This window comes from Patescibacteria group bacterium, from assembly GCA_041665365.1.
Taxonomy (GTDB): Bacteria; Patescibacteriota; Patescibacteriia; order UBA9570; family UBA9570; genus UBA9570.
Genome location: JBAYIY010000007.1, coordinates 47,890 through 66,596, shown reverse-complemented (window position 1 = coordinate 66,596; position 18,707 = coordinate 47,890). Strand labels below are relative to the sequence as shown.

The window sequence follows — 18,707 nt, the reverse complement described above, 5'->3', positions numbered from 1 at the left end:
CAAACTATACAAAATAATCTCGTCTATGTCAATCCACCGACTCGAGCATAAGTTAAAACTCGACTACCTAACATATCCGCTACAGTTTGACGTAAACCTTCATCTAAAGCCACTACCGGAAACCAACCCAACTGTTGTTTGGCTTTACTAATATCAGCCACGCCAGGTGTTGTTAAAAATGGTAGCGCATCAGTAAATTTAATCTGCGCTTTTGACTCTGTAAACGTAATAATCTTTTTGGCAATATCCAACATCGTATAACGTTCTGGGCTACCTAAATTGATTGGTCCGGCTACTTTGTAGCTCATTAATTTTAACAAGCCATCAATAATATCATTCACGAAACAATAGGTATCAGTTTCGGCTCCGTGGCCATAAATTAAGACATCGTGTCCCGCCGCCGCTTCAGTCACAAAATCAGGTATCATGCGACCAGAATTAAGCGCCATGCGTGGACCATAGGTATTAAAGATGCGACCGATTTTCACATCAATCCCAAATTGCTTACCAAAACTAGTCACAAAACTCTCGCCAAACCGTTTGCCTTCATTATAACAACTGCGTGGACCAGTTGGATCAACAAACCCCCAATAGTCCTCGGAAAACAGATCTTGTCCATCAATTGGATCACCGTACACTGACGACGATGACGCGAATAAATATTTGGCCTGAAACTGTTTCGCTATTTCCAAAGTATTTCTGACGGCATAAGAATTAGCCAATAAAGTATTAAAAATATTCTCTTCAAAAGTATGTTTATTAGTCGGTACGGCTAAATTAAATATTTCCTGAACACCTTGAAATTGTACTTGAAATTTTTCTAATTCAGGAAACTTGGTTAAATCTAACGGTTCATTAATATCATGCTTAATAAAAATAAAGTTGGCATTACCTAATAAATGCTCAATGTTTTCCACGTGGCCAGTGACGAAATTATCCACACAGATGACTTTATTTTGTTTCACCAACTCGTCACACAGATGTGAACCAATAAACCCAGCCCCACCGACTACTAAGATATTTTTTTTATCGAAAATTGCGTGTTTAACCATATTATTTTTTAGTATACACCCACCACTTATCTCCGGCAAAATTCCACACAAATAAAAAGAACATCATACTTAACTTTACAACCCAATCATTAATGTGAATTTCTAGCATTACCCAAAACAAAACACTACTCATTACCAAACCAGACATCGATACAATCACAAACTTGATAAAGGACACGATATCGTTGGTATGCTCTTTGGCAAAAACCCATAGAGAATTCCACGCATAACTATGTACCATGGTGATAATCAAAGACACAATATGAGCCAATACTAGATGATGTGCCCACCACGAAAAATATCTCGTTAAAATCCAATACGAACCCAAGTCAACAACCGTGTTAAAACCACTGACAACACAGAATTTAATGAATTGGTGCAGGTTGATAGGTAAGCGCACTTCCAGTAGTGTAGCATTCGAACGTTTCGGCTACAATACTATCCCATTGATAGTGCTCTAATACCATGCGGTTGGCTTGTTCGCCAAAACCTTCGGCTAATTTTTTGTCAGATAATAATTGTGCAAGCGCAGCCCGTAAAGCTTCTATATTACCGACCGGAACAATCAAACCGTTACCATCTAACACTTCTCGGTTAGCTGGAATATCGCTGGCCACTATCGGTAATCCATAACTACCGGCTTCTAATAATGCAATCGATAACCCTTCAGATTCTGACGGTAAGGCAAAACAATAAGCATTAGAATATAATTCCTGTAAAACCGGACCAGTTTGCAAACCTGTGAAAATTATACGTGCATCATCAGCCGCTAAGGTGATTATTTCCTGTACATAATCATCGGTAAATGTTGAGGCGCCAACAATCACTAGTTTCTTATCTGTCTCGAGTTTTTTGAAAGCCTTAATTAAATAATGAATACCCTTATGTTGTACTAATCGAGCCACTGTCAAAACATAGTCTTTACTTTTTAAACCAAACTGCTCAGTAATTTTATCGGCCGGCACAATGGCATGAAGCGTGGCACCATTGGGAATATATTTCACCATGCGACCATATGATTCATAAGAATAGTGCTGAATGGTACGAGACACGGCAATAACCTCATGAGCAAATTTCATGGTCATAAACTCACCTAACCACAGCATAAGTTTGGCAAATCGACCCCATTTTTGGTGTTGGCGATCAATACAATGAAACGTAACAATCACTTTAGCTTTAGGGCGTAATAATCTGGCCAAAGGCGCTAAAATGGCTGGCCCCACGGCTTGAATATGAATAATATCAGCCCGCTCGATAAGAGCAGCATGAATGATAGCTAAAAAAGTATGCGTAATGGCATCAAAGTTTTTGGTATGAACTGAGGGCAAACTAACCAATCTAACACCATCGTAGCTCGTTACAGCCTTAGCTGAATACCACGGACGGGTGTAGGCCACCACCTCAGTATTGGGTATTTTAGCCAGCCGCACAGCCAATTCCTCAACGTGCCGTTCAACGCCGCCGGCCAGTGCTGGGATACCCTTTTGTCCTATAAAGGTTATTTTCATAACGTGGAAATATAGCGCGTTTTAACAGAATTGTCAAGAGCCCCTGCATTTCCCCTATCCACTCCGGTCGATACGGCATGGCCAATAACCACATATTAGACCACCACATTCCAAGCCAATAAAGGCCTTGTTTTGGCCATAATTTCACTCTTAGATAGTTGCGATTAACCAGGCGCATATAGCCAAATTTCTTCCAATTTCGATTCACTTGAGAATGATGATGGGCTACAACAATACTTGGGTCAGCGAGCAAAATTCCTAATGTACCCACGCGATAACTGAAATCAAAGTCTTCTCCTAAACCGTACTCTGTAAACCATTCATCAAATATTATATCCTGCACAACTGACCAGCGATAACACATAAACGCACCGGGTAGCCAATCAACTTTAGTAGGTTGAGTTACTGAATTTATGATATTAAATATACCCGTCGTAAAACCGTAGGGTTGTTTTGTGTATGTTAGACTTAACCGCCCAAACAGTCTCTTGAAAAAATTGTGTTTAACTGTTTGATCTAAATTACCAGTTAGGCCAACTACTTCAGGTTGAGCTGCAAAAATTTCTCTAACTTTAATTAAAGTGTTGGGTGATAATTCAGTATCATCATCACAATACACCACAATGTCGGTGTCTGAAGGTATATGTTGTCTAGCCAGATTACGTTGTCTGGTAATACCAGGTTTAGATTGATAATAAGCACACTGAAATTCTTTAGCCACTGTTTTGGCTGTAATACTCCCATCAACAATAATAATTTGATCAGCTGAAACAATACTAGCTAAACACCGGCGTAAATCTTCCGGACGATCCTTGGTAACGATGACACAAACTAGTTTCATCGGGCGGCTTGAATAGGCTGATCGGTACGCAAGGCACCTAACACTCGCGTTAAGACTGCATCTGTAAACCCATCTCGGGCGGTGAATTTAACTTCATTGGTGATATTAATATTTTTACCAACCTGAGCGCTGTTTGGAATTACTCTCACTTCAAAACTACAACCCTGGGCATGGGCAAAACTGGGGATACTACTGGTATGCCAAGTGACTACTCTGGTCGCCGGATTATAGGCCATGGCACCACCTTCGGTTACAGCAGACAATCCAGTCCACTCCACTTGGGTGGGTAAGGTTGTTTGAATTGTCACGTTAGACAAATCATTGGTAAAATCTTCCACTTGCCAAAAAACTCGTACTGCCGACACGTCCCATGCTCTCATCGGATGTGGGCCATAACCTAAATCGTAACGAGCTACCTGGCTAAAATTCAGAGTCGAATTATATTTAGTTTGATAACTAAGTGATTTTGTATAAATTGGTATATTTACCCCAGCTATCGTGCCGGTCGCTGACACACTGTAACTCTGAGTAAGATTTTTTGTTCTGGTGCCAGATGAAACAGACATGGTAAAAGCTTTCGTGCGTGTATCTCCTGCGGCTAGACTACCATCTGTCCATTGTTTGGTTGTGCCATTGGACAGATCAACTGTTGTCACAATATTTTCTAAAGCCGTATCACCGACATTATGATACACCACATAATATGTGACAGTGTCACCAATATTAGCCATGGCCGAACCATAAGTAGTAAGTGTTAACCGTGGTGCGATAACATCAACTGGTTGCTGTAGAGCCACTTGTTCAAAACCACCAGTGGCACAATCATCCATTCCTAAGATACCCAGGACATGGCTTCCTTCACCTTGAGCATTACTAAATGAACCAATCACATCAACTGATCCCCCACTTTGCGCTGGTATTGATGTAAACATGATTTTATTATCGGTCATGGGTTGACTGGTGCTTTCAACTTTAAATGACTCCGGAATATCCAGCCTGATACAAGTATCCTGGCGTTCAACTTGAGAACTATTATGATAATCAATTTTCCAAGTAAAGGTTTCGTCGTTTAAGATATGATCAGGCATGTCTGTAGTAATTTCCAAACTAGTCGTATCTACTTTAAAATCGGTTGTAGTGTTACCGGAGTAAGTTTGACCATAATATTGATAAGAATATAACAAAATACCGCGATAAGTTTTTTTGACTGCACCAACAAATCTGCCAGACACAGCTAACTTTTTTTCATCACCTTTTTTTAACAGATCATAGTGATATGAGAGCGGATCATTCGTCGTAAATGAAGTAGGTAAAACAAATTTTAGATCAACCTTATTGATGGTTTTGTTGGTGGGCACTAATGAACCATTAAAGGTCATGGTTTCGCCGCTAATCACCATGTCTGATGCAGTGACACTGGTTGTTACAGCTGGTGTAATGGAATATAAATACAACCAGCCGGCTAGTAAAATATTTCCGCCCATTAACAGCAACATCAGGAACGATAATATCGTATCAACTACTAAATGATGCAAGCGATCTTTATAATCATCCGTGAAGTAGTGCCAGAGATATGGAAAAAAAAGTTTTAGCGGGTTCATAATAAAGTCATACTCATTGGTTGAAGATGGAAAAAGACATGGCAATTAATTCATTTAGACTATCTCCATCAATATCGCTAATGGCTACCTGAGCGCCGCTATGATTAGTTTGCGTAAAAGCATAAAAACTTTTAGCTAGTTTTTTACCTCGACCGGTAAAGGTTTTTATTAGTGGTGCGGCACCCTGGCCTGGTATGGTTACTATATCATCTTTACCATCATTGTTCACATCACCGGCTGCGACCCATACTCCACTTCGACTACTTTGCTCATAGGCAAACCAACTTCGTCCAGTTGTTTGGCAACGATTATTTAGCACAATTACTTGGGGCCCACCGCCCTGGCCGGCTCCGACGACAATTTCTTTTTTGGCTGATTTTGGTAAAACATTGGCCACGGCAACGTTGATGCCACCATGAAACCCTGTCCCATACGGAAAACAACCCGGGTTAATTAATTTACCGCGTGTTGAAAATATGCGCACTTGGGCGCCACCAGATTGTGTACCGGTAATAATCCGATAAGGTTTTTTTGGCCCATCTAACCGTTCTACAGTTATGTTAACACCACCGTGAAAATTTGTGCCATACGGTGCAAACTGGGCTACTTGAACATCATTCTTATAAACAGTTACATTAGTCTGTCCGGCGACAAACACGGTATTTATATCTGACACACTAACCACAACATCACTGCCGGCATAAGCCGAATTGTAAGTAAAAAAACTATTCCGTTTTTTCTTGCCCCGCGCTGAAAACACTTTTGCAAAAGTACCATTCACATACGGATCATCCACTACTTGCGCAATGCGGCCTTGTAATATAATGCCATCATGCGCCGGTATTTTAACACTCCCCACGACACTACCGTCGTTCACAATTGGATCTTGTTTACCCAAGATCTTTTCGAAACCATTTTCCAAAACAACCCGCTGTTCGGTGTCGGCCGAATTTATTAACACAATCCCCCGTTCAAAGTTACGCCGCCACACTCCCTTGGACCATTGCGCCGGATTAGGCCCTTGGTTGGTAGCCACATTATACGGGTCACCTAACGGTTTACCTAAAGCCACGCTGTATTCATCATACCAAGATAGAGAACTATGCTGGCTAACTGATTGATCAAAACTAGCAAAACCATCGCCTAATAATGTAGACGTGAGGTTATAGCGCATTTGCTGATAAATATTATTATCGTTAGCATCTTGCACTGAGTTCACAATTACGATGCTAGGTGGTTTCCCCTCGGCTAGAACACTGAAATACTTACTCATAGCGCCAGCCCAGCCACCATCATTATCTGATGGAAACGCCTCAATTAACCGGCCGTTGATATATGAATAAAATTTACCATTACTATTACACAAAATAATTTTCTTAGGTAACTGCTCTCGCGTATTTTGCATGATGGTTGTCATGCGGTCTTTCCACTGACTGTCACTGACGGTAATTGTACTATCCACCCAAGACACATCATTAAAACAATTATCATAAAAAATTCCATCCCAGTGATTTTGATTTGTATTCACTATATTAGTTGCCATATAGTTGGGCAAAACAGTGCTCCATTGACCAGTAACATCTAGCATTCTTGTGTCCGGCCAAAAATTTACATACGCCCCACTGGAATTTTTTAAATACCAATCATCATGCTCGTTTAGTTGATGATACAGTTGGTAGATTGGGCTATTGACATCGGTTTCTAATAGATGTTTTTCCGGTACTTCTTCACTGGTGACATAAGCCAAAATAATAATATCCGGGTTCAGGTTTTTCATGATAGTGAACGCATTCGGGCTGGTGTAATGGGTTTCAAAACCAACAATGACAATATCCCACTGCGCTAATTGAGTGGCTTCACTATCAGAAATATTTGGATCCAAAAAATAATTACCGATGCGAGGAAATTCGTCTGGTAATGTGACTGCTTTAGTAGCTAGCGGCAATAAGCTAGCTAAGCAGAGACTGATAAAGAGAAATAATCGTTTCATAGTGTTTTTCTGGGTTGTGTGTTTTGGCTACTTGACAGGCCGCCTCACCAAACTGTTTTACTAAATCGTCTCGTTTAAACATTTCGGTTAAAGCCGCTGTTAAACTGTCTGGTTTAGTTGGTTCAAATAACCAGCCAGTGTGACGCGGCTGCACCAATTCTGGCATACCACCCCGGTGACTGGCAATCACCGGTTTCCCGGCTGCAAAAGCTTCAAGCACTGCATAGGGAAAGTTGTCATGATACCGCGATGGCACAATCACCGCCCGGCATTCTTTAACCCGATTGGCTAATTCCTGTTTACTAAGCTGTCCTAAATACACAATATTTTCGTTACTCTCAGCTTTTATTTCGGCCTCCATTGGCCCAGACCCAGCTAATAGTAACCGGCCAGAGTACCGATTTTTCCGGAAATTGTCAAGGATTAAATCGACCCCTTTGATGCGGGAAAGAGCACCTGCGTATAAGACATCGTTTACACGGGATGCATCCGACCCGTCCATCACACCGTCCGTGATGGGTGCACGCACAAAATTTGGTATAACCTCGATGCGCTTCACTTGCTCACCCCAATCCAACATTTGTTTTTTTAAAAACTGTGATGGTGATATAAAACAATCAACCTCATGTTCATACACTTGCATCATTTTATGCAGATACATTTCAAACATAACCAGTGCACTCATACCCACGGAACCTTTAATACATTTATGCAACACCGCATTATAATATTTACGCCCTTTACAGCGCATGCACACTTGGTTGCCCGTAAACATTTCGTAATTCGGACAAATTAATTTGTAATCATGCAGGGTTAATACTATCGGTATCCCCCGTTTCTTTAAGGTGACTAAAATAGATGGACTAATTTGATGATAGATATTATGAATGTGTGCCACATCTGGTTTAAACACATCCAACAACGCATCCAGTTTTCTTTGCGCTTCTGTACTCCAAAACATTCTCGCTGCCGCTTTAATATTTCCCGCTAAAGTTTTTTGGCTATAATCAACTTCGGACACAAAATACTCACTCCACGGTGATGGTTCGTTGTCTGGATGAACCATAGCAAACTCGGCGACATTATGACCTTTACTTCTTAATAATTCAGAGAGATCAAATAAGTATGTTTCTGCCCCCCGCCGCCGATAGAAGAATTTATTGATTTGCAGAATATTCACGGGCTTATTGTAGCAGAACCCTTGACAAAACGTCAAAAATAGGGTATATTGTGCGGTTCGTTTATGGGCAAATTTTGTCTGTAAGCGACACTAGTTCTTTCCAAATTCATATTACTTGACGAACAAACAGTCCCCCCACCCCGACCAGGGGTAAGGAGCAGTCATGTTGCGCTACATCATCGAGCTGCTCCTCGTCCTGGTCACCATTTTGGTGGCGGGGTGTGGAGAGCTCAATTGTGATCCGTCTCTGCCCGGGGCGACCTGCCCCGAAGCGGAGACGGACACCGACTCTGACACTGACGCGGACACCGACACCGAGACCCCGGCCGAGTGCTGGGCCTCGGTGCCGTTCCAGATCCGTGACCTCCAGGTTGATCGCAAGATCGCCCGGACGGTCGAGACGGACTGGGACGGAGGACTTGACTGGGTCGACATCGACCCGGTTTTTGTCCTCGACGGGTCGAAAGACTCGTCACCGGTGACCGTGACAGCCCCCGATGGCAGGAGAACGAGGGAGGTTTACCTCCCCGATTCCTTCGCCATGAGGGACACGTCGGATGATCTGTACAACAATGGGATCGTCACGGCCCTGCAGCCTGACGGTACCGTTGTTGAAATCAGCTACTTCGACGGCTCGTCCGGGTGGGTCCTCCCCGACTCCGCGCCGTTCAGCGCGTGTGAGAAGGGATATGACTCCACCCGCTGGGTTGGGGCTCACGGTGGCTCCCACACGACCGCGACCCAGGCGGTGCGTGTGGGAGAATTGACTCAGACTGGCCCGATCGGGCGGCCGTTGCCCATTGAGGTGGATCATACCCACCTCTCTTGCGGCGATGGCGCCTCGTCGGGCTACGATTGCTTCACCGGGCCCCTCGCCGGCTCCGGGGATAGCTACGCCCTGAGTGAGTACACCGGAACGATTCCGGAACTCACGATGGGCAGCATCCTCGTGCTGCCGGAGGGGTTCAAGTGTTCGAGTCTGACCACTCTCCCGGGCAAACGACTTTGTGAAGTCGCCCGGGATCATTTCTTCTTCGTCGTCGACGATTCGTACGGCGAGGGCGAGGTGGCTTTCCCGGTCGCTGACGGCGTCCGGGAAGAGGTGGTGAAGGCCGAGGGGATCGACCTCCACAATGCCGGCGGGAATTACGCCGGCGACGTGGAGACCATCATGGGGAGTATCCTCGTGGTGGCGAACCCTACGGTCGCCGTCAAGTAAAGAATTTGGACGCCCCGGTTGAGGTTGTCTGTACTACGCATGTACATGACAATCTCCCGGGGCCTCTTTTTTTTATCAATCCAGTAGAGACATGCCATGGCATGTCTCTACTGGATTGATGTGTTATAATAATCTCAATGTCTTTCTCCCCACTTTCAAAATTCAACACCATACTTTTAATTATATACAGCCTAACAGTGTTAAGTGTATTAGGCTGGATAGTATTTGGAGATATTTCTGCTACATCCGCCATTGGCTTAGCGGCCATTGTAATTATCGCCCCAATTTTTTTATTAAAAACCGAGTATGGTTTATATGCCCTACTCATCTTTCGCCCGATCATTGATATATTTTCTGGCTATGGCCTTTTAACCATTCGATCAGTCACTATAAATTTAACTTCCATGGTGGCAATATTGGTGATTGTGTGGTTCTTAGTAATTCTACTTAGAGAACGGGTTGAACTTAGTGCCACTACCCAATTGGGCTGGCTGATTGGAGTTTTAATCTGGGGAGCCGCCACCTTGGGTGTCAGCTTGGATACATTTATCTCATTGAGTGAATGGCTCCGCCTCAGTTCGATTGTGATTATTTTTATAATTGCCTACCACGTGGCTACCACACAACCACACAGTATCACGCGGCTAACACCGGTACTAGCCGTGGCTCTGGTGATACCATTAGCCGCTGGCTTGGTGCAGCTTATTACCGCCACCGGGCTATCATTTGGTGGTTTAGATAACCGCGTCTATGGCACCTTTGGTCACCCGAATGTGTTTGGGTTTTATTTGGTATGTATCATAAATTTATTATTAATCACCCAACTGACTAAAAAACCTGAACAACGGTCTTTAATATATCCATGGCTAATCGGCTTGGGGTTGGTGATGTTATTATTCACCTATACTCGAGGTGCCTGGATTGGTTTTGTCGTCATTCAAATATTAATTGGCCTAAAATATTATCGTAAACAATTACTCACTATTGCTACTGTCTTAGTCGGTGCATTTTTGTTGTGGCAAGTAATCAACACTGTTACCATCAATACTTTTAATTATGATCTAAATAAAATAAACCTCTTACATCGCCTAACCAGTCGTGATGAGGAAGCCGATTCGATTGATTGGCGCTTACAGGTGTTTCAAACTATGGCACCGCAAACCCTCAATTCTCCCCTTCTCGGTTACGGTTTAGGCAACTTTGTGACTTTAAGACAACAGGGCGATATCGGTTTGTTTGATGACCCTGAAGCCCATAATGATTATCTCCGTTTAGCCATTGAAACCGGCTTCGTTGGTTTGGCTCTGTATCTTGGTTTCTGGCTAGGTTTGTTAGTAACACTATTCTGGAATTATGTTAGCCACCATGAAGACAGCTGGCAAAAACACTATGCTCTGTTTGGTATGGCCTTAATTATTGCCGCGCTAACAATTAGTGTCAGTGATAATCTACTCCAAGGTACCGCCGTGATGTGGACATATATGACAGTGCTAGCCATGATTGTTGTGGAGACAAGGCCACACGGCCAAATGGATCGCTGAGGCGCTGAAAGAACTGATAACGCTGAATACAAAAAAATGTGCTGGTAGCACATTTTAATATCTTTTTCAGTGTGACTTCGTATTTTTATTTTTCCATAATCATCATCTAACCTCATCGATAAATTTTTTATATTGCTTAACGAAACGATCTGTGACCTGTATGTTCATGGGCTAATCTAACTCTGCAAGTGAAGTTATTACTCTAGTTTTTCTCGATCGAGCTGCGTTTATACCTTGTTGAACAAGATGATCTAATTGTTTTGCCTCTTTTCCTTGCAAATAATAAGTCGGGACTGGTCTTGTTAGTAATTGTACCTGAAGCGTTTCCCATAGTTCCATGGGTATCATAACAACCGGTTTGTCATTCAAACTTGTCTTTGGACATGAATTTACTGTTTTTACTAATTTAGCCGTAGTCATAAATCGATATTATATCAAAAAAAAGGTCACGTCAACCCCCTATTTATTTCCTAACTCCTATTTGTTAATTACTATTTCCCATTAATCTATCCATAATACTATTTGATTCTGGATACATTATTAGGTGGGCTTGCCCGCCGAAGCTCTTCTTAGAGCGAAGGTGGGAGGTGGCGAGGAGCGTTTGTGTGCTCTACTCATGCCACCTCCCGAGCTGATCTATCTTCTGCTAGAAGATTTTGGTTTTTTGTTTGCACTTATGTCTGTGCCCGGAGAACTACCAATCTCCGGTTGAGATAACCACCTTTAGCGGGTGGCCATCTCGGCCTGGATGGACGTGATCGTCCTCCAGGTTGACGGATCGACCTGCTGGGCCGCCGTCATTTCGCACGTTGCGTTCACACCGGAGTAAACCACTCCGCTGGAGGCATACGTCCACGAGATCGTCGTATCGAACGGGCTGCTCGAGGCGGACTGATCCGCCACGAACGACGCGTCCACGCACTCGAACTCGGGCCCGCTGCCCTGTTCGAAATTCTCGTATCCGTCGCCGTCGGTGTCGCACAACATACTACATCCATCGTCGGCGGTGCCGTCGCAGTTAGTGTCGATCCAGTCGTACATTTCCAACTGCCCCGGGTGGATATCGCTGTTCGACCAGGACGCCGTCGTCCCGATCGAATCCGCGCAATCACCACCGGGGAGGCCGGCGACTCCGTCATATGACGTGCAGTCGTCGGAGACGTACCCGTCCCCGTCGGTGTCATTGTCGTCGATCGACCCGTTGCAGTCGTCGTCGACGCCGTTGCAGTACTCGGTCGCGCCCGGGTGGACGCTGGCGTTGGCGTCGTTGCAGTCCCCGCCGTCCACGGTGTACCCGTCGCCGTCGTTGTCCACGTCGGTTTCGGTGGTATCGGTGTCGGAGTCCGTGTCCGTATCAGCGTCGGCGTCCGTGTCCGTGTCCGCGTCGGTGTCGGTATCGGAGTTGGTGTTGGTTTCGAAGCAGTCCGAGTCCGAGTCACATTCCTGCACCGGGCCCATCTTGCAACCGACGACGAGCGCGAGCGAGATCACGATGTTTTTGAGCGTCATTGTCGTAGCTCCAGTCGAAATTGTGTAGTCGATCGGTCCCGGTTCTTTTGAACAGGGTAGAACACATGTCATGGGAACATTCCCACAACCGCATCTTTCCCATTCTGGGAACCGAGCACGCCGGTATTGTTTTCACCGGTAGCGATATGGAGACCTCTCCGGATACGTATCCCTCTCCGGAATACACCATCCCCGGCCCTTCCTATTGTAGGAAGGGAGTAAGAAAATTTATTCTTATTCCCTCCTAGAATAGGACCTGCCACGCCGGCAAGGCGGGGGGCTAGGGTGGTGTACTCAAAGAAGTGTGTATGCTTGATGAGGTCTGTATATCGCTACCGATGATTCTTAGCAGAAGATTTTAAAGAACAAATTGTGTTTCGTGGTCACAAGCGATCATTGCTGATCGACTATGACTCTTCGAACCACATGGCAACACCTTCACTTTGATGGTGTTCTCATCTGATTCGTGTGAGACTAACTGGTGTTTACCCACTCCGGAATTTACCCCCAACCCCCTTGCAGGGGGCTATGAGAAGATATTTTTAAAACTTCTTTTCTTATCCCCCTGCACCGTGCTCCGCCGTAGCGGCTTCGCAGAGGCGAGAGGGGGACAGAGGGGGTAAAGGTTTTAACCATAGATTATTTTTAAAGACCGATTCCTTATTCAGTTGAATCAGGAACCATGTTTACCGAGGTCACTACCTCGAGAGACATTATCCCTTATTCATATTTGTGTAGGTGGGGAGGAGGTACAGATTGTTCGCAGACTTGCGACACAACCTATACCCCCTCACCCTAACCTACTTTCCTACTCAGATCAGAACGTCTTGATGATCCGCAGACCACCCGCGATCCCGACTCGCTCGGTGATCGCGAAGCCGCCGGTCGCCTGCACCTGCCCGCTCACCCAGTCGACCACGGGGCCGATCTGGGGAACCAGGTAGAGCTCACGCTCCACCTGCACGGGCACGCCCAGGTTGAGACCCAGGCGGTACCGCGGGGTGAGGACTTCACCGTTGTACATGGTGAAGCCCGCAGATCCGTTCAGGAAGGCGGAGAACCCGACCTTCCCCTGCCTGTTGAGCCACGGGCCGGTGAAGGCCTCGAGGTCAACCTGGCCGGGGGTCAGGCAGTTCGGGTCCCACGACGGGCCGACGCCGAGCCCGAAAGCCCACGCGCCGTACCCGCCGCCGATCACCGCACCGCCCTCGACGTGCCCGGCGAGGTCGAAACCCCTGCCCGGGTTGAAGGGGCTGTACTTGGGGATGAACGTCCCCGTACCCGCGACCGACCCACCGACCATGAAGTCGGTGTTGTACGCCGCGAGCCTTGCGGACTCGCGGGCGTCGGCGTCGGCCTGAGCCTTGGCTTGCGCCTTGGCGTCGGCCTCTGCCTTCGCGGCGTCGAGGATCGGCGAGCACCTGTCCGGGAACTGCACCCGGAGCAGGGTCTCCGACTCCACGAACTCAACGGACAGACCGTCGGGCGTGGAGGACGGATCGCCGAGCGCGTCGACTTCGATGACGCGGGACTCGGTGCCCTCCTCGAGAGCGGCCCGGACTTCCGTCCAGGTCAAAGTCTTCGCGTCGGACCACTTCGAGCGGTCCGCGACGACCTTTCCCAACCAGGTGAGGTCGTTCCTGACCTCCAACTGGCGGGTGCTGGGCACTGCATCGAACGTGCTGCACCCGCAGGTTTGACCCTGCAGGGTGTAGGTTCGCGTGACCGCGTCCGCCCGCACCATCGTGGGACAGAGGTTATCGGTCTGGCGGAGGAGCACTTCCGTGAGGAAGCTCCACCTCTTGTTGGGGTCGGCCGACACCTTCGGCATCGCGGAGGCACCTTCCTTGGGCATGATCGTCGCCCAGGAGTACCGCCATCCATCTTTCGCACCGTGGTGGGGGTAGTCGGTGACCGAGTATTCCTTGATCCTTGCGGATCGAGAAAACACCGCGTCCTTGAGGACCGCGGTGCGTCCCTCTCCGAGCCCACCGTGCAATGCGTCGTCCTTGCCATTCTTGGTGTTGTCCCAGCGGTTGATGTCAGTAGATGATTCGAACTGGATGTAGCACCCACCCTGGCCGTACTTGCTCTCACACTCCTTGAAGTTCTTCATGATCCCGGCCGCCGCGGCGTCGACACTGGTCGCGCCGGCATCGAGCTTCGACCAGTACCCGAGAGTGAACGGACCCACTTTTGGATCCTCCCACTTCTCCTGGGCCTGGGCGACGGTCGCCGGGGCGAGAATGGCGAAGATGAACGTGAAGATCGCGAGGATGTTCTTGAACGTCATTGTTTTCGTAGCTCCATGTAGTCGAGTGAAGTCGATCGGTCCCGGTTCACGTCCGGGTGGACATACATCACGGCGAAATTGCCGCGACGAATGTCTCCCCGTTGGGGAACCGAGCTCCGATATTGTTGGTTTCATCGGTAGCGATATGGAGACCTCTCCGGATACGTATCCCTCTCCGGAATACACCATCCCCGGCCCTTCCTATTGTAGGAAGGGAGTAAGAAAATTTATTCTTATTCCCTCCTAGAATAGGAGGGCTAGGGTGGTGTACTCAAAGAAGTATGTATATTGATGAGGTCTGTATATCGCTACCGATGATCATTCGACAAGCTTACATGCTCAATAAATTTATACTGAGCGAGTGAAACGAGTCGAAGTAGGAAAGTAGATTGTAAATGTGCTTAACCCTTTCGGGTTGAGTGATTCATGACAGCCAGCGATCATTGCTGATCACCGGCTATACAGACGAACCACATGGCAACACCTTCACTTTGATGGTGTTCTCATCTGATTCGTGTGAGACTAACTGGTGTTTACCCACTCCGGAATTTACCCCCTCTGTCCCCCTTTCAAGGGGATAAGAGATGAGGGTTGGGGGTACACTCATGGTATCCCCGTTCGTACTAACTGTTCATAGTGAAAAGGTGCATAAGTTTATTGTTATCTTTTACCCCCTGCAAGGGGGCTAGGGGGTACATATGTCCCCAAAAATAACTGAACAATTTAGCATTATTTCTACTTTTTGTCAATACTAAAACGAGTCCATTTATTTGAACTCGTTTTTTTACCTAAATTACTGGGGAAAACCCCTATTTTTTCAAATGATCCTGCATCGACACCGGTTCACCCGCCCCTTGGCGAGGTTCACCCGCCCCTTGGCGAGGTTCTTCATCCTTCAATTCCGCACCATACACATATGGCTGTTTGGGGTATTCATCTAATACCTTATATTGGGGCTCTATGATTTGATCAGATTTTTCAATCCGATCATCGTAGAGACGTGCCGGCGGCACGTCTCTACCAGGCGTGACGGTTTGCACATACCTCACCTTGGCTTGTTCATCTTGTAACCGTTTGGTTTCTTCATAAACAATAAATACAGCCGCCGAGGCGATTAGGCCTAACACAGCCGCAATCGCACCATTTAATGGAATGTTTGGTTTTACCGGACTATCCGATGTGACCGGCCCATCGATGAGCTTAATCTCAACGGTATCTCCCCCACCATGATAATCTGATGAATTAGTAGTGAGCACTGTACTCATGGCCATCACCACATCTTCAGCGGCACCGGCGGTGGGGGCATAAGCGGTGATATGCAACACACCAGTGTTACTAAACATTTCCGCATCAGTCATGGCTTCCCATTGTTTTTTACGGGCATCAGTGGAAGCACTAAATAAATCGGGTGAGACTGTGCCGGTGGCCAAAACGCGGTTTAAAAAATCAAATGAGTCGATCACATTCACTAAATTTTGCCCCAACTTTTCGGCAGCTTTCTGTGATGTGTAAGGGTCAACATACTGCGCTTGTTTCTGCACAATCAATAAAGACACCTCCGATGAATACATCTGGGTAGGAATAAAAGATAACCCGACCGTAAGCGCCGCGGCCGCAGTGGTGATGAACAATATGGCAATCCAATGGGCAAAGACAATGCGAAGATAATTCATTGGTTAAAATTATAACAGAAAAAAATAAAACTCGCAAAAGGCTTACTGGAATGTACCCCCTTAGTCCCCCAAAGAAGTTTTTTAAAAACATTTTTTCTTAGCCCCCTGCAAGGGGGTTGGGGGTAAAGTTTTATAACCCTGGCTCTGCCACCAACTCAATCGGGATTATCTTGGTTGAATTCGTAGCAAAACCAACCATGGCATTGGTCAAATCATAAATCGGTGCGCCTACTAAACTTTTTTCTACCGTGCGATCTAATATAATATCTTTATCATTAAGACCAGACACTGATGCATATGCCACCGTGGTGACAGGATTACGGCCATATACAATTAAGCTTTCCCCTAACTCAACTGGCTTATCTCTAAACTGGGCAATTCTTAAACCGGTCGTATTTACATGGATGTAGGCTAAACCGGTCGTTGCATCAAGGCGCATTTGATCACTGGTATATTTTTTACCGGCATTAGTTTCTATGGTCACGGTTGTTTGATCGGTAAATATTTCGGACACAGCCACGATCCAACCATCACCACTCTGTACTATCCCATTACCTAAAATGGTATTTTCATCACGAATCAGCACTAAGGCATCGGCCTGATCATTTTGTAGAGCGGCTACTAAACTAGCCGACGCCGACGAAGTATTATCCGGCACTACAATCACATTCGGGGCGGTTGGTGTTAAATCCAATTCATAAACATCAGCCATTAAACTACCGGTAAAACCCGCTATCAAACTTAACAGCAGTGTTAAAATTAACCAAGCCGACCGACCGGGTTCAGCCGTTTGCCATTTAGCTCTTTCACTTGGCGCTGTCGGTACCGGTAGTCTCTTCATACATATAACCACTGCGCTGTGGCTAATAATAAAATTAATCCTAAACCACAGGTCAATAAATACCGCCAGACCAATTGTTTAGTTAAGGTTTCTGTCAGATGATGCCGGCTTAAGTGCAATAAGACATAGAGTAGTAATGTCATAATAATACCGGTCACAAAAAAACTCACTGGCCAATAATAGAGCACTACTACTAATTGCGTCATAACAACAGTTATCACTAACACAAACCACTTGGCTTTCACCCAGGGTATCTTCTGAATCCAAAATGTTTGCCCCACCAGCGCCGTTGTTACTAATAAAGTGGCAATAAAAATATAGCGCAGCTGAGTTAAGCGTAAAATTGAAAACATGAACAGACTGACATAAGTATAAAATGATGCTACAACGTTGCAATAAATACTAATATGCTCCATGGAAAATGGAATATATTTGTTCGGTTGAAATAACCAGACCGCGAGGTTTTTCTCAAATAGGAAAAAAAAGATACCGGTACACAACACCGCCGCCACTTGTAACCACAGGGTCGATTGAATTAGTAAAAAGGTATACCCACCAACTACCAGCAATATCATCGGAACTGATAAACCAATATACTCAAACCGCCAACGCGGTTGGCGCATGATCATGATCGCACTAATCGGTACTAATATCACTATCACCAAGTAAGCTAACCACCCTTGTGGGTATTTTACTAAGAGAGCCAGACATAGCATTACCACACCGGTGGTCCAATATGGAGTAAAACGTTGGAAGATTAACATTTATCTAAAATAAAGATAAATTATGGTAGCGGCCAGCAATAACACAAACACCGCTAACACATTATTGATTTTTGCGATTAACTTAATCATAGGAAAAAGTATATCCCTTACTTTGTTAGTTGGTCAAACAAGACAATGTGCTTACTATGTAGGATGTTAAACAAAAACTTGTCAGTCACATCATGCCGATATTTGTATTCGGCCAGGGTCATGTGTGTATAGCGTAACTCACGGCCAAACTGTTGTTTGAAATCATCCAACAGTTGTTGCAACTGACGTTCGGTCATATCACCAATGACGAACAAATCAACCACACTATCAGTGTCATCCACAAAATAACCGTGTAAACTGACATAGCGTACTTTGGCCGCGCGACATAATTTCTCAATCACATCTTTTTCTAAAGTGACGCGCGCTTTAATGAATAAGGCTTTTAATTCCGGATAGAGTGTAAAATTCGTGTTCACGCGATAATATTTTTTACGTTGTTCTTGAGCTGAGGTAATTAAACCTAACTGCTCTAAATGACCCAGCTCCCGCCTAACCGAGTTGATTTGTTCTTGCACCACGCGCGTTAATTCACGGACAAACCAGCGTTGCTCAGAGTGGCTTAAAAATAGACGTAATAACTTTACCCGAGTCCGGGAGCCGAATAATGATTCCAACATATAGACAAGTATAACACAATTTCGTAT

General features: G+C 45.7%; 16 protein-coding genes. 2 read left to right on the top strand and 14 right to left on the bottom strand.

All coding sequences use genetic code 11. From position 1 onward, the window contains the following. Nucleotides 1–23 precede the first annotated feature (23 nt). The 7 genes from WCV88_04200 to WCV88_04170 are packed head-to-tail and all read right to left on the bottom strand — an operon-like array spanning nt 24 to nt 8,172. Nucleotides 24–1,052, bottom strand: a complete 1,029-nt coding sequence (locus tag WCV88_04200) for an NAD-dependent epimerase/dehydratase family protein (protein ID MFA6475372.1) — start codon at nt 1,050–1,052, stop codon at nt 24–26. Nucleotide 1,053: 1 nt separating this feature from the next. After that, on the bottom strand, nt 1,054–1,452 hold the full coding sequence (locus tag WCV88_04195; GenBank protein MFA6475371.1) for a GtrA family protein: 399 nt from the start codon (nt 1,450–1,452) through the stop codon (nt 1,054–1,056). Continuing rightward, nucleotides 1,418–2,560 carry a glycosyltransferase family 4 protein gene (locus WCV88_04190; GenBank protein ID MFA6475370.1) on the bottom strand — a complete coding sequence of 381 codons (1,143 nt, stop codon included), beginning with the start codon at nt 2,558–2,560 and terminating at the stop codon, nt 1,418–1,420. The genes WCV88_04195 and WCV88_04190 overlap by 35 nt, the downstream gene beginning before the upstream one ends. Next, nucleotides 2,505–3,401, bottom strand: a complete 897-nt coding sequence (locus WCV88_04185; protein ID MFA6475369.1) for a glycosyltransferase — start codon at nt 3,399–3,401, stop codon at nt 2,505–2,507. Before WCV88_04185 ends, WCV88_04190 begins: the two co-directional genes overlap by 56 nt. Continuing rightward, nucleotides 3,398–5,002 carry a hypothetical protein gene (locus WCV88_04180; GenBank protein ID MFA6475368.1) on the bottom strand — a complete coding sequence of 535 codons (1,605 nt, stop codon included), beginning with the start codon at nt 5,000–5,002 and terminating at the stop codon, nt 3,398–3,400. The genes WCV88_04185 and WCV88_04180 overlap by 4 nt, the downstream gene beginning before the upstream one ends. Before the next feature lie 13 nt (nt 5,003–5,015). After that, nucleotides 5,016–6,992, bottom strand: a complete 1,977-nt coding sequence (locus tag WCV88_04175; protein MFA6475367.1) for a putative glycoside hydrolase — start codon at nt 6,990–6,992, stop codon at nt 5,016–5,018. Further along, nucleotides 6,952–8,172 carry a glycosyltransferase gene (locus WCV88_04170; GenBank protein MFA6475366.1) on the bottom strand — a complete coding sequence of 407 codons (1,221 nt, stop codon included), beginning with the start codon at nt 8,170–8,172 and terminating at the stop codon, nt 6,952–6,954. Before WCV88_04170 ends, WCV88_04175 begins: the two co-directional genes overlap by 41 nt. 163 nt (nt 8,173–8,335) lie before the next feature. Between WCV88_04170 and WCV88_04165 the strand changes: the two genes are divergently transcribed. Further along, a complete protein-coding gene (locus tag WCV88_04165) occupies nt 8,336–9,391 on the top strand; it encodes a hypothetical protein (GenBank protein ID MFA6475365.1) in 1,056 nt (351 codons plus the stop codon). 197 nt (nt 9,392–9,588) lie between these two features. Further along, entirely contained in the window at nt 9,589–10,932 is a 1,344-nt protein-coding gene (locus tag WCV88_04160; GenBank protein ID MFA6475364.1) for an O-antigen ligase family protein, read from the top strand. A 171-nt stretch (nt 10,933–11,103) separates the two neighbouring features. Here WCV88_04160 and WCV88_04155 read toward each other — a convergent pair whose 3' ends face one another. From WCV88_04155 to WCV88_04125, 7 genes are all read right to left on the bottom strand, one after another. Next, nucleotides 11,104–11,352, bottom strand: coding sequence for a hypothetical protein (locus WCV88_04155; protein ID MFA6475363.1), 249 nt, complete (start codon nt 11,350–11,352; stop codon nt 11,104–11,106). Between the two features lie 303 nt (nt 11,353–11,655). Continuing rightward, nucleotides 11,656–12,441 (bottom strand): putative metal-binding motif-containing protein, encoded by a 786-nt coding sequence (locus WCV88_04150; GenBank protein ID MFA6475362.1) that lies wholly within the window; start codon nt 12,439–12,441, stop codon nt 11,656–11,658. An 817-nt stretch (nt 12,442–13,258) separates the two neighbouring features. Next, nucleotides 13,259–14,734, bottom strand: coding sequence for a hypothetical protein (locus tag WCV88_04145; protein MFA6475361.1), 1,476 nt, complete (start codon nt 14,732–14,734; stop codon nt 13,259–13,261). Between the two features lie 809 nt (nt 14,735–15,543). Further along, entirely contained in the window at nt 15,544–16,407 is an 864-nt protein-coding gene (locus tag WCV88_04140; protein ID MFA6475360.1) for a Wzz/FepE/Etk N-terminal domain-containing protein, read from the bottom strand. 130 nt (nt 16,408–16,537) lie between these two features. Beyond that, nucleotides 16,538–17,248 (bottom strand): hypothetical protein, encoded by a 711-nt coding sequence (locus tag WCV88_04135; protein MFA6475359.1) that lies wholly within the window; start codon nt 17,246–17,248, stop codon nt 16,538–16,540. After that, nucleotides 17,245–18,012: a hypothetical protein gene (locus WCV88_04130; GenBank protein ID MFA6475358.1), complete on the bottom strand. Its 768-nt coding sequence runs from the start codon at nt 18,010–18,012 to the stop codon at nt 17,245–17,247. The genes WCV88_04135 and WCV88_04130 overlap by 4 nt, the downstream gene beginning before the upstream one ends. A 107-nt stretch (nt 18,013–18,119) precedes the next feature. Next, a complete protein-coding gene (locus WCV88_04125; protein MFA6475357.1) occupies nt 18,120–18,680 on the bottom strand; it encodes a winged helix-turn-helix domain-containing protein in 561 nt (186 codons plus the stop codon). Between the last annotated feature and the right edge of the window lie 27 nt (nt 18,681–18,707).

Coding starts and splice junctions, on each gene's coding strand:
- WCV88_04155 (MFA6475363.1), bottom strand. CDS start 11,352: ATGACTACGGCTAAATTAGTAAAAACAGTAAATTCATGTCCAAAGACA.
- WCV88_04180 (MFA6475368.1), bottom strand. CDS start 5,002: ATGAACCCGCTAAAACTTTTTTTTCCATATCTCTGGCACTACTTCACG.
- WCV88_04165 (MFA6475365.1), top strand. CDS start 8,336: ATGTTGCGCTACATCATCGAGCTGCTCCTCGTCCTGGTCACCATTTTG.
- WCV88_04125 (MFA6475357.1), bottom strand. CDS start 18,680: ATGTTGGAATCATTATTCGGCTCCCGGACTCGGGTAAAGTTATTACGT.
- WCV88_04135 (MFA6475359.1), bottom strand. CDS start 17,248: ATGAAGAGACTACCGGTACCGACAGCGCCAAGTGAAAGAGCTAAATGG.
- WCV88_04140 (MFA6475360.1), bottom strand. CDS start 16,407: ATGAATTATCTTCGCATTGTCTTTGCCCATTGGATTGCCATATTGTTC.
- WCV88_04145 (MFA6475361.1), bottom strand. CDS start 14,734: ATGACGTTCAAGAACATCCTCGCGATCTTCACGTTCATCTTCGCCATT.
- WCV88_04190 (MFA6475370.1), bottom strand. CDS start 2,560: ATGAAAATAACCTTTATAGGACAAAAGGGTATCCCAGCACTGGCCGGC.
- WCV88_04150 (MFA6475362.1), bottom strand. CDS start 12,441: ATGACGCTCAAAAACATCGTGATCTCGCTCGCGCTCGTCGTCGGTTGC.
- WCV88_04185 (MFA6475369.1), bottom strand. CDS start 3,401: ATGAAACTAGTTTGTGTCATCGTTACCAAGGATCGTCCGGAAGATTTA.
- WCV88_04175 (MFA6475367.1), bottom strand. CDS start 6,992: ATGAAACGATTATTTCTCTTTATCAGTCTCTGCTTAGCTAGCTTATTG.
- WCV88_04130 (MFA6475358.1), bottom strand. CDS start 18,012: ATGTTAATCTTCCAACGTTTTACTCCATATTGGACCACCGGTGTGGTA.
- WCV88_04200 (MFA6475372.1), bottom strand. CDS start 1,052: ATGGTTAAACACGCAATTTTCGATAAAAAAAATATCTTAGTAGTCGGT.